The sequence below is a fragment of the Variovorax sp. GW823-FHT04F07 genome (assembly GCF_058795995.1).
The window spans coordinates 22,433-36,520 of the sequence record NZ_JBXAIG010000005.1; the positions used below are offsets into that span (position 1 = coordinate 22,433).

Below are 14,088 nucleotides of genomic sequence, written 5' to 3' on the forward strand. Positions count from 1 at the left end.
GCTCTTGAACGTGCCGCTTCGGCGGCAGAAGACAAGAAGAGGGAGCACCCATGGAACGACGCGCGGTTTCTCTTCGTCGGTTCGCCGCGATGGCCGGCATTGCCTGGCTGGGCGGCCTGGCGCCTGGCAGCCACGCCGGGGACGGCACCATTCATTTCACCGGTGCCATCGTCGCCTCGCCCTACCAGGTGGCCCTGGTGCAACCCCAGCAACATCAACGACAACAGCCGCAGCGGATGAAGGCGACATCGACGGGCGAACACCAGGCCGAGCTGGCCTTTTCCCGTGAAACCGTGGACCGGCCCAGCGCGCGAATGAAGGTCGAGATGGCGCGCACGCAGGCGGTGTCGGCGCGCTTCGTGGACAGCCGGGGGCGGACGCAGGCCATCGATCCCGCGCAGTGGCATGCGATTGGCCAGCAGGGTGGCACGCTGTCACTGCTTGCGTTGGCGCAGCCGCAAGCAGGCGGCCCATCGGCCGCACTGGTGACGCTCGCCTACGACTGACGCTGCGATATCGCGACGCTGGCGTGAACCGTGTCGGTGGCGGCCATCGCACCGACGCCGATGCCCGCCATGTCGAGCCGCGAGATCGGCAGCGTCTGGCTCTGGCTGTAGCGCATGGCCATCCGCAGGCGGAACTCCTTGGGCGTCATGCCCTTGATCTCCAGGAAGCGCCGGTTGAAGTTTGCGATGTTGTTGTACCCGGCGGCGTAGCAGATGCTCGAGATCTGCTGGTCGCTTTCCATCAGCAGCTGGCACGCCTTGCCGACGCGCAGCCGGTTCACGAAATCGGTGAACGGCACGCCCGTGGCCTGGCTGAACAGCCGCGAAAAACTGCCCTGGCTCAGGCCTGTCTGCGCGCAGACCTCCGAGAGTGACAGCGGCTGGTCGAGGTGCTGCCGGATGTACGCGACGGCCTTGCCGATGCCAGCGACCGTCTCCGCGTTGCCCTTGACCGGCAGCCAGCCCGACGAGAGCACGCGATGCTGCCTGCAGCGCGTGAGCAGGCTCAGCAGGCCGAGAAACTCGGAGAACCGTTCAGGCCCTTCGCTGCGCTGCAGGCGCTCGAGGTGCTCGCGCACGTCGTCGCTGACGCCAAAGAACTCGATCCCGTAGCGGGCCATTTCGAGCAGCGGAGCCGCCTCCTGGAGCTCGGCGAACACCTGCATGCCCTGGCGCAGCGGTGCGTCCGGAAACTGCAAGGCGAGGCTGCGAAGTTCCACGCCTTCGGACGGCAGGTTGAGCGACACCCAGTTGTGCGGCAAGCGCGGCCCGGTGAGCACCAGGTGGCCGGGCTCGAAGCGCCCGACGTGGTCGCCGACGAAGGCCCAGCCTCCCGTGTCGGCGATCAGGTGCAGCTCGTACGCGTCGTGGCAGTGCCAGCGCTCCTGCGGCGACGGGCTGCCGTGCTGCAAGCTGTGCAGGAAGCCGCGCTGGCCCGAAGGCACCGGACCGGTCTGCGGATGGTGCATGAAGCTGTGCTCGATCTCCGGGGCGGGGTTGCGGCGCACGCCCTGGGGCTTGATGGCGCTCCTCATCGCGGATGCGGCGCGGCGGCGCCCCGTGCGGTCTTCCTGCGTGTCCCTCGTCCTGGCATCGAGCACTCCCCTTTGTGTGTGTCTTGTGGCGGTTGCCGGGCCGTCCGGATTCGCGGCAGGCGAACGGTCGGCGCTCAAGACCTATTGGGGCGTAGCTCTGTAAATAAAAAGTAAACAATTCAAAAGCGCAAAGAAACACGCGCAATGCAAACAAGTGTTCTGCGCATGCGGAGGCCCGCGGCCCGGGGGCGCCCGCTCAGGTAACTCGGTCAGGCTGCGTGGGCCGTGGTCGCTGGTGCGTCTGTGCGGTGGTGGGCCAGGGCCTGCGCAATGGCCCGCACCAGGTCGGCCGTGAGGAAGGGCTTGCGCAGGATCCGCGTGCGCGGCGGCACCGCGTAGCGGTGCGCGAGCAGGTCGGAGGGAAGGCCCGAGATCAACACCACGGCAGTGCGCGGGTAGAGGCGCTGCACGTCGCGCATCAGCTGCAGGCCATCACCGCCGGGGCCCAGGCTGACGTCCGACAGCACCAGGTCGAAGGCCTGGTGTTCGAGCGCAGCGGTGGCATCGGTGGCCGACGCCACCGCCTGCACGCGTGCGCCGTGCTCCTTGAGGAATTCGAAGGTGGCGTCGCGCACGTCGGTGTCGTCGTCCACCAGCAGCACCTGCAGCGCATCGAGCGACAGCGCGGGCGGTGGCGGTGCGCAGGCCGGCGCAGCCGACGGTGCGGCCTCGGGCAGCACCAGCGTGAACGCGGTGCCCTGGCCGACGGTGCTGCGCACACGCAGGTCGCCGCCCGACTGCTTGACGAAGCCGTAGACGATGCTCAGGCCCAGCCCGCTGCCTTCGTTCTCCTTGGTCGAGAAGAAGGGTTCGAAGATGTGCTCCAGCACGTGCGGCGGCATGCCGTGGCCCGTGTCGCTGATGCGGATCTCGACCACCGGGCCGGGGCTGCCCTGCGCGCCGTTCACGCCATGCGCCGCAGCCGCCGCCGCGTGCCACGCGCTGTGCAGCGTGAGCACGCCCCCGCGCGGCATCGCAGCGCCCCCGTTCAGCGCCAGGTTGAGGATCGCGTTCTCGAGCTGTCCGCCGTCGGCCAGCACGCACGCCCCGTCGGCCTGCAGGTCGAGCTCGACGCGGATGCCCTGGCCGAGCGAGTACTCGATCAGGTCCTGCAACCCGGCCAGCATCTGGTCGACATCGATCACTTCGGCGCGCAGCGTCTGGCGGCGTGCAAAGGCCAGCAGGCGCGTCGTGAGCACGGCGCCACGCTCCGAGGCCCGGAACGCCCGGTCCACGATCCGGCGCATGTCGGGCGACAGGTCGTCGCGCGACTGCAGCAGCTGCAGGTTGCTGAAGATCGCCGCCAGCAGGTTGTTGAAGTCGTGCGCGACGCCGCCCGTGAGCTGGCCCAGCACTTCCATCTTCTGCGCCTGCCGCACTTGCCGTTCGAGCGCGCGGCTCTCGCTCTGGTCGCTGTACAGCGTGACGAAGCCGCCGGCCGGCATGGGGTGGTTGCGCACGGCCAGCACCTGGCCGTTGTCGAGCAGGTAGTCGTCGCGCCGCCGCTGTGCGTCGGGCGGCCCCAGCAGGTCGACGGCGGGGCGGCCGTCGGCCAGCGCCGGTAGCGCCGCGCGCAGCGTGTCGAGCGTCGCGCCGGTATGGATCGCCTGCGCGGGCAGGCGCAGCAGCGCGGCGAAGCGCGGGTTCCAGGCCACCAGGCGGCCTTCGGCGTCGAACGCGCCCAGGCCGTCGTCGATGCTGTCGAGCACCGTGCGCAACAGGCGCCGCTGCTCCGAAATGTCCGCGCCCATCCGACGCATCGACAGCGTGTTGTCGCGGAACACGTTGAAGGCACCGACGAGCGCACCGACCTCGTCGTCGCGCCGTGAGACATCGGGCGGCGCGCTGGCGTTGCCGTGCGACAGCTCGGTGATGGCGGAGGTGACCCGCGTGAGGTCGCGCAGCGATTCGCGCAGGCTCCAGTACCCGAGCACCAGCGCGGCGGCCGCGACCAGCAGCGCGAGCGTGACCGCGATCAGCCCCGAGCGCACGATCAGGCCCACCGAATGTTCGCGCGAGGACACCTCGGCGCTGAGCGCCGCCACATGGCGGTCGACCGAGCGCGTGAGCTCTTCCGAGAGCACGCGCGTGGAGGTCAGCAGCAGGGTTTTGCGATCGCGCAGCGCGAGGTGCTGCCTGCGCAGCGCGAAGATGCTGTCGGCCTGCGCGGCGATCTGGGCGCGGATCGCCGCATCGATGCGCAAGGCGTTGGCTGAGCCGGCGTAGGCGAGATAGACCCGCTCGGCCTCGTCCAGGTCGAGCGTGTTGTGGGCGTACAAGGCAACCCGCAGCAGATGCAGCGTGTGGTCTGCAACGAACCTGGAACGCTCGGGCAGATCGGCGATGCGGTGCTCCATCTGGCTCAGCGCGTGAATGCGCCCGCGGCCTTCTTCCCGCAGCGCGAGGTCCAGGCGCTTGAACTCGATCAGATCGTCCAGCACCACCTGCATGGCGCTCAGCACCTTCGGCACACCGGTGGCTGCGCCGCTCGCCGGCGGCAGTTGCGCCGCGAGCACGCGCACCTCCTCCTGTCGCTTCAGCAGATCGGCCTTTTCCTGGTTGAGCCGCGCCGATATCGACATTTCCGCCACGTACGGCGCTGCCGCCGCCAGGTGCGTGACGCGCTCCGACAGCGCGAGCGACTTCGCCACCGACGGCAGGATGCGCTCGTCGAAGCCCTGGATCGCGGCCTTGGCGTTGAACAGCGCCACCATCGCCACGGCGGCCAGCACCAGCGTGGTGATGGCCAGTACGGCGAACGCGGAGAGCCATCGCCCGCGCAGGCTGCACGAGCGCTTGCGCCCGCGCGCAGGCGCGTTCGCGTTCGAGGAGGTGCGGGGGCCTTGCATGGGGCGGGCGGGTGCGGGCGCTGCTGCCTCAGCAGCGCACCACGTTCGCTGCAAAGCGGTAGCCCGCGCCGCGTTCCGTGCAGATGAAGCGCGGATGGTCCGGGTCTTCTTCGATCTTGCGGCGCAGGCGCGACACCAGCACGTCGATCGTGCGGCTCACCGCGTCCGACTGGGCGCTGCGCGTCTTGAGCAGCAGCTGCTCGCGGTCGATGACGCGGTTCGCATGCAGCACGAAGACCTCGAGCAGGGCGAACTCGCCGTGCGTCAGGTCGCAGGGCGTGCCGTCGCCGTGCAGCAGTTCGCGCGCGGTGATGTTGAGGGTCCAGGGGCCGAACAGGTAGCGCTCGTGGCTCAGGCGGTCGGTGCGCAGCGAGCGCGGCATGCCGGTCTCGGCCGAGCGGCGCAGCAGCGCGCGGATGCGCGCGACCAGCTCGCGGTTGTCGAAGGGCTTGGCGATGAAGTCGTCGACGGCGGTTTCGAGGCCCAGGATGCGGTCGGCGGCCGTGCCCTGGCCGGTGAGGATGATGATCGGGATGCGCGAGCGCGTGCGCAGCTGGCGTGCGAGCTCGATGCCGTCTTCCTTCTTCAGACGCAGGTCGATGATCACGAGCGAGAAGGCGCGCTGGTCGAGCCGGGCTGCCATGGCCAGGCCGTCCGGCACGGCCTGTGCGCGAAAGCCCGACGACTCCAGCAGGTCGACCAGCGTCTCGCAGACTTCGGGATCGTCGTCGACCACCAGGATTTCGGGTTTCACTACGTCAAGCATGAGGTTCCAGAAGGCCGGACTGTGTGTCCGGTCGTCCAAAATTCTTGCAGACAAAAGCGCACCAATTGATACCTAAAGGTTAATCAAGTCCCTCTCAGGCTGGTATTTCGCGACTTTTTTTCGTCCGATGCTTTACACATGCATCGAAGCATCCCTTTCGGGGACTTCAATGTGATCCGTTTGTTACCCAAGTACGGGCGGTTCGACCGGCAGCGCCCGCTTGTGGGCGCTCTTGCGGTGCGTCGACAGGATCACCGCGCGCGCTGCGGCCGACACCGGCTTGCCTTCGAGGAAATCGTCGATCTGCTCGTAGCTCACGCCGAAGGCGTCTTCGTCGGGCTTGCCCGGCACCAGCGACTCGAGGTCGGCCGTGGGCACCTTGTAGACCAGCGCATCGGGCGCGCCGAGCAGCTGCGCCACGGCGCGCACGCGGCGCTTGTTGAGGCCGGTGAGCGGCGTGATGTCGGCCGCGCCGTCGCCGAACTTGGTGAAGAAACCCATCAGCGCTTCGGCCGCGTGGTCGGTGCCGATCACGAGGCCGTCGTGCGCGCCGGCCACCGCGAACTGCGCAATCATGCGCTGGCGCGCCTTGATGTTGCCGAGCACGAAGTCCTCGTGCGCCGCATCGCGAAACGCCTGCCCGCCCGCGCGCAGCGCGGCCAGCATCGCATCGGCGGCGGGGCGGATGTCCACCGTCAGCAGGCGGTCGGGGCGGATCACCGCCAGCCCGGCCTGCGCCTCGGCCTCGTCGCGCTGCACGCCGTAGGGCAGGCGCATCGCGATGAAGGTGGCGTCGCGGCCTTCGGCGCGCAGCTTCTCGACCGCGCGTTGCGCGAGGCAGCCGGCCGTGAGCGAATCGACGCCGCCGCTGATGCCCAGCACCAGCGTCTTCAGGCCGGTGCTGCGCAGGTAGTCGGCGAGGAAGTCGGTGCGCCGCGCGAGTTCGGCGGCGGCATCGAAGACGGGCGCCACGTGCAGGGCCGCGATGATCTCGCGCTGCGTGGCATCGACGGGGGAGAGGTCTGCACTCATCTGTGGGGCTCGGGAAGTGAGGAAGATCAGAAATCGACAAGACTGAGGCCGATGCTCAGCACCGTGCGCTTGCGGTTGTAGTCCACCAGCGTGTCGCCATAGCCGTGGAACAGCTGCGTGTGGAAACGCAGGTTGCTCTTGGTCGGGTCGCCGATGGCCTTCAGCCATTCGAGGCGCACCGAACCGCGGCCGCTGTCGCGCAGGTTGTTGCGCACCGTGATGCCCAGCTGGTTGTCGCGGTTGAGGTTCCAGCGGCCCGTGACTTCGGCGCGGCCGATGTAGTCGGCGATGTCGGGGTTGTCGTCCTTCGCCGCGCTTTCGGACATGCGCTTCCAGATGCGGCCGGTGACGGTGAAGCGGTCGTCCAGCTCCACGCCGCCCATCAGGTACACGCGGTTCCAGCTGCGCGACAGCGGCAGGCTCTGGCCGTTCGACTGGTGCACGATGCCCACGCCCGCATAGCGCCAGCGCCAGCCGCCGGGCAGGTGGACGTCGGTCGGGTAGACATACATCAGCTCGGGTTCGTGGTCGGTGGTGCGGAAGGGCCGCGAGATCGAGCCGTTGAACAGCTGCCAGGTCGACTGCTGCGAATAGGCGAACCACAGCGAGTCCTTCTTGATCGGGTCGTTCTGCGTGAGCATGCCCTGCGCGAGCTTGGTGCGCACCGACAGGCCGATGCGCATTTCATTCGCCTGGTAGGCCACGGGCTCGGCCGTGTGGCCGGCCGACGGCGAGGTCGGCGGCTGGGGCTTGTCGGTGGCGGCCGAGGCCGACACCGTGAGCGGGCGGTAGCCGCGGAAGCCGAAGGTGCCGCAGTCGGTGGCGTTCTCGAGTTCCCAGAAGCGCGACAGCGTCGAGTACTGGCGGTCGCGGCAGCCTTCGGTGGTGGCGACCGAGACCACGCGTGTGGCCGGAATCGCGCCGTCCACCGGCGGTTGCGTGCTCGCGAGCACCGGCGGCGCCACGGGCACCGACACCGAGGGCAGCGTCTGTTGTTGCGACCAGCGGTCGTAGCAGGCCAGGCGCGCTTCGTTGTTCGCGCCGAGTGCGGCGCACTGCTGCCAGGTGAGCTGCGCGTCGGCCAGCGGACTGGCGGGCTTGTCGACGGCTTGTGCTTGTGCGACAGATGCGGCGCCGAGGCATGCGGCCACGGCGGCGACGGTGCGCAGATCGAACAAAGAAGCAGGGTGTCGTCGTGTCGTCTTCATGGCTTTCCTTCCTGTGCGACGGTCTTGCGCAGCACGAACGGGTGCGTGCGCTCGGTCGCGGCATCGCGCCACGTGCCGCGGAACTCGCGGCCGCAGGCGCCGGGCTGCAAGGTGCCCGACCAGACGCCGCTGATGGCGCGGCCGTCCAGCGATTCGTCGATGGACAGCGCGCCCTCGTCGTCGACATCGCCCGCGAGCTGCGCGACGGTGGTCTTCGTGGCGGCACTGTCGGCGCGGCGCGTGATGGTGCCGCGCACGCCGGCGTATTCGGGGTGCTTGCCCAGCTGCACGACGGCCGTGCCGGGCAGGTCGTCGAAGCGGGCGTCCCACTGGCCGTACAGCGCCTGCAGTGGCAGCTCGCGTGCGTCGGCGGGGCAGTTGGGGTCGCGGGGCGTTGCGCAACCGGCCGCGAGGGCGGCGGCAAGCAGCGCGACCGCGACCGTCGCCGTCGTCCTCATGGCGTGGCGGCGGCCTTGGCCGCGCTGTCTTGCGCCTTGCGTGCGAACTCGGCGCGCAGCGCCTTCAGTTTCTCGCGCGGGTCTTCCTTGGTCGTGGCCTTGTCCAGGCCCATCTCGGCGATGAAGCGGCTGGGCATGCAGGGCACCATGTCGCGGCCCTGCTTGCGCTTCTTGGTCCAGCTCACGGCCAGGCTGCGCTGCGCGCGCGTGATGCCCACGTACATGAGGCGGCGCTCTTCCTGCAGGCGCTGCGTGGTCTCGTCGCTCACCACTTTCTGGCGGCCGTTGTCGTCGTCGAGCTTGAAGGGCAGCAGGCCCTCGGTCACGCCGATGAGCATCACGTGCGGCCACTCGAGGCCCTTCGATGCATGCAGCGTCGAGAGCGTGACCACGTTCTGGTCCTGCTCGCGCTCGCTGATGGTCGACAGCAGCGAGATGGTCTGCGCCACCTCGAGCAGGCTCTTGTGCTCGTTCGGGTTCGTGTCGTCGGCGCCCGAGGCGTCGTCGAGCGAACCGCCGGCGCGCTGCGACATCCAGTCGACGAACTCCAGCACGTTGGTCCAGCGCGTGGCGGCCGCGGCCTCGCTGTCTTCGCCTTCGTAGAGATGGCGCTCGTAGTCGATCTCCTTGAGCCATTCGAGCATGAAGGCGCGCGAGGCTTCGGCGCCCATGGTGCGGCGCGCGCGGTATTCCAGGTCGTTGATGTAGCGGCCGAACTCGTGCACGCCATCGAGCGTGCGCTTGGGGATCACGCTCGGCAGCGACGGGCTGAACAGCGCCGCGAACAGGCTCAGCTTGTACTGGCTCGCGAAGCTGCCCAGGCTGGCCAGCGTCGTGTGGCCGATGCCGCGCTTGGGCGTGGTGATGGCGCGCAGGAACGCCGGGTCGTCGTCGTTGTTGACCCACAGGCGGAACCACCCGCACAGGTCCTTGATCTCGGCGCGGTCGAAGAAGCTCTGGCCGCCCGACACCTTGTAGGGAATCTGCGCCTTGCGCAGCGCCTGTTCGAAGATGCGCGCCTGGTGGTTGGCGCGGTACAGGATCGCGAAGTCGCGGAACTCCTTGTACTGCTTGCCCTGCGACACCGTGTCGCCTGCGCGCAGGCTGATGATGCGCGCCACCGTGCGCTCGGCCTCGTGCAGTTCGGTGTCGGCATCGACGATGCGCACCGGCTCGCCTTCGCCGAGTTCCGAGAAAAGCGTCTTCGGAAACAGCTTGGGGTTGGGGCCGATCACGTTGTTGGCCGCGCGAAGAATGGCGCTGGTGGAGCGGTAGTTCTGCTCCAGCTTGATGACCTTGAGCGTCGGGTAGTCGACCGGCAGCTTCTTCAGGTTGTCCAGCGTGGCGCCGCGCCAGCCGTAGATCGACTGGTCGTCGTCGCCCACCGCCGTGAACTGGCCACGCTCGCCGGCCAGTGCCTTGAGCACTTCGTACTGCGTGGCGTTGGTGTCCTGGTATTCGTCGACGAGGATGTGGCCCAGCATGGCCTGCCACTTCGCGCGCACCTCGGGGAACTCGTACAGCAGCTTCAGCGGCATGCCGATGAGGTCGTCGAAGTCCACGCTCTGGTAGGCCTGCAGCCGCTCTTCGTACTGGACCATGATCTCGGCCGTGATGCGCTCGTTGTCGTCCACCGCGGCGGCTGCAGCCTGCGCAGCGTTCAGGCCCATGTTCTTCCACTTGCTGATCGTCCACTGCCAGATGCGCGCGGTGGCGATGTCGACGGTGCCGCCGCAGTCTTTCAATATCTTGGTGACGTCGTCGGCGTCCAGGATGCTGAAGGCCTTCTTCAGGCCCAGCACGTGGCCGTCTTCTCGCATCATGCGCACGCCCAGTGCGTGGAAGGTGCACACCACCACCTTGCGCGCGTCGCGCCCGATCAGGTCCTTGGCGCGCTCGCGCATTTCGGCCGCCGCCTTGTTCGTGAAGGTGATGGCCGCGATGCGCTCGGGCTTCAGGCCCGACTGGATCAGCCGGCCGATCTTGTGCGTGATCACGCGCGTCTTGCCCGAGCCCGCACCTGCGAGCACCAGACAGGGACCGTGCATGTAGTTGACCGCTTCTTGCTGGGCGAGATTGAGACCGTGGGACATGGGGGAGGGGGAACCGGGAAAGCGGGAACGCGAAAAAGGCAGGAGGGGCCGCAGGGCGCGGCCGTCGCAAAGCGGGCAATGATACGGGCCCGGCTGCGGCCGTCCGTGTCAGCGGGCATCGCGCGACGAAGGAGGACGACAATGCCGGCGTGCTGCCTGTTTTCCTTGTTACTTTTCCTTTCTTCGCCCTGATCGCGGCCGGTTACGCCGCCGCCCGCACCCGCATCCTGCCGCTGGATGCGATCCCGGGGCTCAACACCTTCGTGCTGTATTTCGCGCTGCCCTGCATGCTGCTGCGCTTCGGCGCCGGCACGCCCATCGCGCAGCTGCTGGACGGCAGCGTTGCACTGATTTGGGGCATCTGCGCGCTGGCCGTGGTGGCGGGCGTGGTGCTGTTCACGCGCAATGTGCGTATCGGCTGGAACGACGCGGCCTTCGGCGCGCTGGTAGCGGCCTTTCCGAACACCGGTTTCATGGGCGTTCCGCTGCTGGTGGCGCTGCTGGGCGCGCAGGCCGCCGGGCCGATCATCATCACCATCGCGTTCGACCTGGTCGTGACCTCGTCGCTGTGCATCGCGCTGTCGCGGCTCGACGGTGCCGGCAGCGCGGGCCGGCACGGCGCCACGCTGGCCGCGCGCAAGGCGCTGCGCGGCATCCTCGTGAACCCGATGCCGTGGTCGATCCTGCTGGGCGTGCTGCTGTCGGCCGTGCGCTGGCAGCTGCCCGGGCCGGTCGAACGCACCATCGCCATGCTGGCCGACGCGGCCTCGCCGGTGGCGCTCTTCACCATCGGCGCGGTGCTGGCGCGCTCGGCGCTGCTGGCGCGCGAGCACGGCGCCAGCGCCATGGTGGCGGCGGCGATGGGCACCGGCGCCGGGCCCACGCCGAAAGCGCCGCTGGCCGACGTGCTGCCCGTGGTGCTCGTGAAGCTGGTGCTGCATCCGTTGGCGGTCTGGGCGTTGGGGCGTGGCGCCATCGCGCTGGGGCTGCCGCTGGCACCGTCGGCGCTGGCCGTGATCGTGCTGGTCGCGGCGCTGCCGAGCGCGAGCAACGTGTCGATGCTGGCCGAGCGCTTCGGCGCCGACAACGGCCGCATCGCACGCATCATCCTGTGGACGACGGTGGCGGCGTTCTTCACCTTTCCGGTGGCGGTCGGCGCGCTGCGCTGACCGGGGGCGTCACTCGGTCAGCACGCCCAGCTTGTACGGATCGGCGTCGGAGAGCCGCTCGCACTTCGAGAAGTCGCGGCCCTGCGTGCCGTCGCAGTAGTAGGTGTTGTAGATGCGGCCGAACAGCGTCGGGCTGGCCGTGAAGAGCACGCCGTGGTCCGGCTGCCAGTTGTCCTTGGGGGCGGGCGCGGTGGCTTCCATCGGGCGGGCCGCGTCGGTGGTGCCGGGGGCGGGCGTGAAATCGGCCAGCGTCTTGCGGGCTTCCTCGCCGCGCCAGCGCACCGCCAGCTCGGCCGCCGTGGGGCGGCTCGCCACCGGCACCAGGATGCCGTTGACCTGCAGGCCGTGGCCGAAGCGGTGCGTCTTGCCGGCCAGGAAGGCGTAGGCGCAGGCCGCCATGCAATGGCCGCGCACCTCGGTCTGCACGCCGCTCTCGCGGATCGCGTCGGCGTACGCGCCGGCCGCTTCGGCGGTGCCCCCGAACGAGTCTTCGAAGACCACGGTGCGCACCGTGCCGCTGCTCAGGAGTTCGGTGAAGGCCTTGACCTTGCTGCCGTCGAGCGTGCCCGACACCACCAGCCGCCGACCCTGCAGTTCGAGTTCCGCCGCGCCCGCGGACCCCGCAGCGGCAAGGTACGAGAGCGACACGGCGACAGCCACAGCAACCCCAGCCAGAAGAGACGACGATTTCACGGCGACCTTTGCATCAAGCGAGCGGGCACGAAACACCGCGGACCCAGCGATGGAACCGCACAGGCACAGCTTGTGCAAGGGCGGAGGTACCGTCAACTCTTTTTGCAGATTATTTCGGGGTAATCCCAGGGCATGTCTAAAGGCATACCGTGCGTTATCTCTTCAGATGAATGCTTGCGTATGCAGTTGCACTGCTACAGTGGTTCCGAGTCCAAGGTGTGAAGGGTCCAAGTGGGGCGCGCGATGGCAATACTGGTTCGCATCCTGATGTGGTTGGCCTGGCTCGCTGCGGTGGGCTGGTTCTGGCATGCCGGCACGATCGGCACGGGCGCCGCGCTCGCGCTGGCCGCGCTGAGCCTCGTCGTGTTCGCCTGGCCGAACAGCATTGCACGGCGACGGCACAACGAGCTGCGATACGTCGACATGGGCAAGGAGCCCACCGGCTACCACTGACGACGGCTGACGACCGACGCGGCGCGTTCGTGCAGCGCCTAGGACTTTGGTCCAATGCGCAACGACGCAGAGCTTCCTAGGATGGCGGCGCCTTCCCGCCCTCCAGGAATCTCGCCGTGCCTCTTTTCTCCCCACGTTTTCGTTTCGCCCGTCTTCTGCTGCTGGCTGTTCCGACGGTCGTGCTCGTCGCCTGCGGGGGCGGCGACGGCGGCTCGGCCGTCGGCTTCTGGCCGAACGGCGGCACGACCACCCCGCCGCCCGTCACCACCACCCCACCCGCGACGCCGCCCGACGTGCCCGACGACGGCGATGCCTTGCGCAACGCGCCCTGGGTCGAAGGCGTGTTCCGCACCGCGAGCCTCTACAAGGACCGGTGCGCAGCCCCGCGCACCGGCACGGGCTACGACGGCAAGCCCTTCGCCGACAAGGCCGGGCGCACGGTCGACGAGAACAACTGGCTGCGCGCGTGGACCAACGACACCTACCTCTGGTACGACGAGGTGCCGGACCTGGACCCGGCGCTGTACGCCACGGCCGACTATTTCGACCTGCTCAAGACCTACGCCGTGACGCCGTCGGGCAGGGACAAGGACCAGTTCCACTTCACATACACCACCGAGGAGTGGAATGCGCTCTCGGGCGCCGGCTCGTCCGTCGGATACGGCGCGCAGTGGGCTTTCTTTGCCCTCTCCCCGCCGCGCGATCTGCGCGTGGCGTACGTGGAGCCCGGCTCTCCCGCGGCCACGATGGGCGCCGGCCTGCCGCGCGGCGCCCGGGTGCTCGGGGTCAACGGCGTCGATTTCGTGAACGACCCCACGCAGGAAGGCGTCGATGTCATCAACGCGGCGCTCTTTGGCGCTGCACCGGGGACGTCCACGCGGTTCACCGTCGTCGACGCGGGCAGCAACACCCCGCGCGACATCACGCTGACGGCGGCGCCGGTGATCTCGACCCCCGTCCAGAACGTCAAGACGCTCCCGAACGCGGGCCGCACGGTTGGCTACCTGCAATTCAACGACCACATCGGCACGGCGGAACTGCAACTGAAGGCCGCCATGGAGTGGCTGCGCGCGCAGCGGGCCACCGAGCTGGTCGTCGACCTGCGCTACAACGGCGGCGGCTATCTGGACCTGGCCAGCCAACTGGCCTTCATGGTCGCCGGCGAGGCGCAGACGCGCGGCAAGACCTTCGAGACCATGCGGTTCAACAACAAGCACGCCGAGCGCGATCCGGTGACCGGCGACGCGCTCGCGCCCACGCCGTTCTGGACCACCACCCTGGGCTTTCTTTCTCCCATCGACCCGCCCCTTCTCCTGCCCAGCCTCGACCTGCGACGCGTCTACGTGCTCACGGGCCCCGACACCTGCTCGGCCAGCGAGGCGTTCATCAACGGCCTGCGCGGCATCGACATCGACGTGATCCAGATCGGTGGCACCACCTGCGGCAAGCCTTACGGCTTCTATCCGCAGGACAACTGCGGCACCACCTATTTCAATGTGCAGTTCCAGGGCGTGAACGCCAAGGGGTTCGGCGACTACCCGGACGGCATCGCCCCCACCTGCGCCATGCCCGACGATTTCGGCCATGCGCTCGGCGATCCGGCGGAGGCGCGCCTGGCCGCCGCGCTCTCGCATCAGGTCACGGGTGTCTGCCCTGCCGTGCCCGGCGGTCGCCTCGCCAGGAGTGCTGCCACCGGCCCCGCCGCACCCCTGCTGCACAAGCCCGAAGGCCTGCGCAACCGCATCCTGCGTCCGCGCTGAAGCAGGC

12 protein-coding genes are annotated in these 14,088 nt (G+C 68.8%); 4 read left to right on the forward strand and 8 right to left on the reverse strand.

Going from position 1 to position 14,088, the window contains the following annotated elements; all coding sequences use genetic code 11:
• The first annotated feature begins 50 nt into the window (after positions 1-50).
• Positions 51-506 (forward strand): hypothetical protein, encoded by a 456-nt coding sequence (locus AC1RAA_RS21945; RefSeq protein WP_492732728.1) that lies wholly within the window; start codon positions 51-53, stop codon positions 504-506.
• Here the strand turns inward: AC1RAA_RS21945 and AC1RAA_RS21950 are convergent.
• The 7 genes from AC1RAA_RS21950 to AC1RAA_RS21980 all read right to left on the reverse strand — a co-directional run bounded on the left by AC1RAA_RS21950 (position 497) and on the right by AC1RAA_RS21980 (position 10,006).
• On the reverse strand, positions 497-1,540 hold the full coding sequence (locus AC1RAA_RS21950; RefSeq protein WP_492732727.1) for a helix-turn-helix domain-containing protein: 1,044 nt from the start codon (positions 1,538-1,540) through the stop codon (positions 497-499). The two genes, AC1RAA_RS21945 and AC1RAA_RS21950, sit on opposite strands and share 10 nt — an antisense overlap.
• Before the next feature lie 269 nt (positions 1,541-1,809).
• On the reverse strand, positions 1,810-4,449 hold the full coding sequence (locus AC1RAA_RS21955; RefSeq protein WP_492732726.1) for an ATP-binding protein: 2,640 nt from the start codon (positions 4,447-4,449) through the stop codon (positions 1,810-1,812).
• A 28-nt stretch (positions 4,450-4,477) separates the two neighbouring features.
• A complete protein-coding gene (locus tag AC1RAA_RS21960; protein WP_070063911.1) occupies positions 4,478-5,215 on the reverse strand; it encodes a response regulator in 738 nt (245 codons plus the stop codon).
• Positions 5,216-5,398: 183 nt separating this feature from the next.
• Positions 5,399-6,247, reverse strand: a complete 849-nt coding sequence (nadE, locus tag AC1RAA_RS21965; RefSeq protein ID WP_492732724.1) for an NAD(+) synthase — start codon at positions 6,245-6,247, stop codon at positions 5,399-5,401.
• 26 nt (positions 6,248-6,273) lie between these two features.
• Entirely contained in the window at positions 6,274-7,455 is a 1,182-nt protein-coding gene (locus AC1RAA_RS21970) for a phospholipase A (protein ID WP_492732722.1), read from the reverse strand.
• Entirely contained in the window at positions 7,452-7,913 is a 462-nt protein-coding gene (locus AC1RAA_RS21975) for a hypothetical protein (RefSeq protein WP_062476193.1), read from the reverse strand. The genes AC1RAA_RS21970 and AC1RAA_RS21975 overlap by 4 nt, the downstream gene beginning before the upstream one ends.
• Positions 7,910-10,006, reverse strand: coding sequence for an ATP-dependent helicase (locus AC1RAA_RS21980; RefSeq protein ID WP_489060894.1), 2,097 nt, complete (start codon positions 10,004-10,006; stop codon positions 7,910-7,912). Before AC1RAA_RS21980 ends, AC1RAA_RS21975 begins: the two co-directional genes overlap by 4 nt.
• Before the next feature lie 149 nt (positions 10,007-10,155).
• On the opposite strand from AC1RAA_RS21980, the gene AC1RAA_RS21985 reads away from it, so the two are divergent.
• Entirely contained in the window at positions 10,156-11,175 is a 1,020-nt protein-coding gene (locus AC1RAA_RS21985) for an AEC family transporter (RefSeq protein WP_492732720.1), read from the forward strand.
• Positions 11,176-11,184: 9 nt separating this feature from the next.
• Here the strand turns inward: AC1RAA_RS21985 and AC1RAA_RS21990 are convergent, their stop codons facing one another.
• Positions 11,185-11,835: a hypothetical protein gene (locus AC1RAA_RS21990; protein ID WP_492732719.1), complete on the reverse strand. Its 651-nt coding sequence runs from the start codon at positions 11,833-11,835 to the stop codon at positions 11,185-11,187.
• A 276-nt stretch (positions 11,836-12,111) separates the two neighbouring features.
• On the opposite strand from AC1RAA_RS21990, the gene AC1RAA_RS21995 reads away from it, so the two are divergent.
• Positions 12,112-12,321, forward strand: a complete 210-nt coding sequence (locus AC1RAA_RS21995; RefSeq protein WP_062476199.1) for a hypothetical protein — start codon at positions 12,112-12,114, stop codon at positions 12,319-12,321.
• Positions 12,322-12,437: 116 nt separating this feature from the next.
• Complete coding sequence (locus AC1RAA_RS22000) at positions 12,438-14,081, forward strand: S41 family peptidase (protein WP_492732717.1); 1,644 nt, start codon at positions 12,438-12,440, stop codon at positions 14,079-14,081.
• Positions 14,082-14,088: the final 7 nt, after the last annotated feature.

What these genes read in the sequence shown, in the direction of transcription:
- AC1RAA_RS21945 (WP_492732728.1), top strand. Translation starts at nt 51, where the DNA reads ATGGAACGACGCGCGGTTTCTCTTCGTCGGTTCGCCGCGATGGCCGGC.
- AC1RAA_RS21950 (WP_492732727.1), bottom strand. Translation starts at nt 1,540, where the DNA reads ATGAGGAGCGCCATCAAGCCCCAGGGCGTGCGCCGCAACCCCGCCCCG.
- AC1RAA_RS21955 (WP_492732726.1), bottom strand. Translation starts at nt 4,449, where the DNA reads ATGCAAGGCCCCCGCACCTCCTCGAACGCGAACGCGCCTGCGCGCGGG.
- AC1RAA_RS21960 (WP_070063911.1), bottom strand. Translation starts at nt 5,215, where the DNA reads ATGCTTGACGTAGTGAAACCCGAAATCCTGGTGGTCGACGACGATCCC.
- nadE (WP_492732724.1), bottom strand. Translation starts at nt 6,247, where the DNA reads ATGAGTGCAGACCTCTCCCCCGTCGATGCCACGCAGCGCGAGATCATC.
- AC1RAA_RS21970 (WP_492732722.1), bottom strand. Translation starts at nt 7,455, where the DNA reads ATGAAGACGACACGACGACACCCTGCTTCTTTGTTCGATCTGCGCACC.
- AC1RAA_RS21975 (WP_062476193.1), bottom strand. Translation starts at nt 7,913, where the DNA reads ATGAGGACGACGGCGACGGTCGCGGTCGCGCTGCTTGCCGCCGCCCTC.
- AC1RAA_RS21980 (WP_489060894.1), bottom strand. Translation starts at nt 10,006, where the DNA reads ATGTCCCACGGTCTCAATCTCGCCCAGCAAGAAGCGGTCAACTACATG.
- AC1RAA_RS21995 (WP_062476199.1), top strand. Translation starts at nt 12,112, where the DNA reads ATGGCAATACTGGTTCGCATCCTGATGTGGTTGGCCTGGCTCGCTGCG.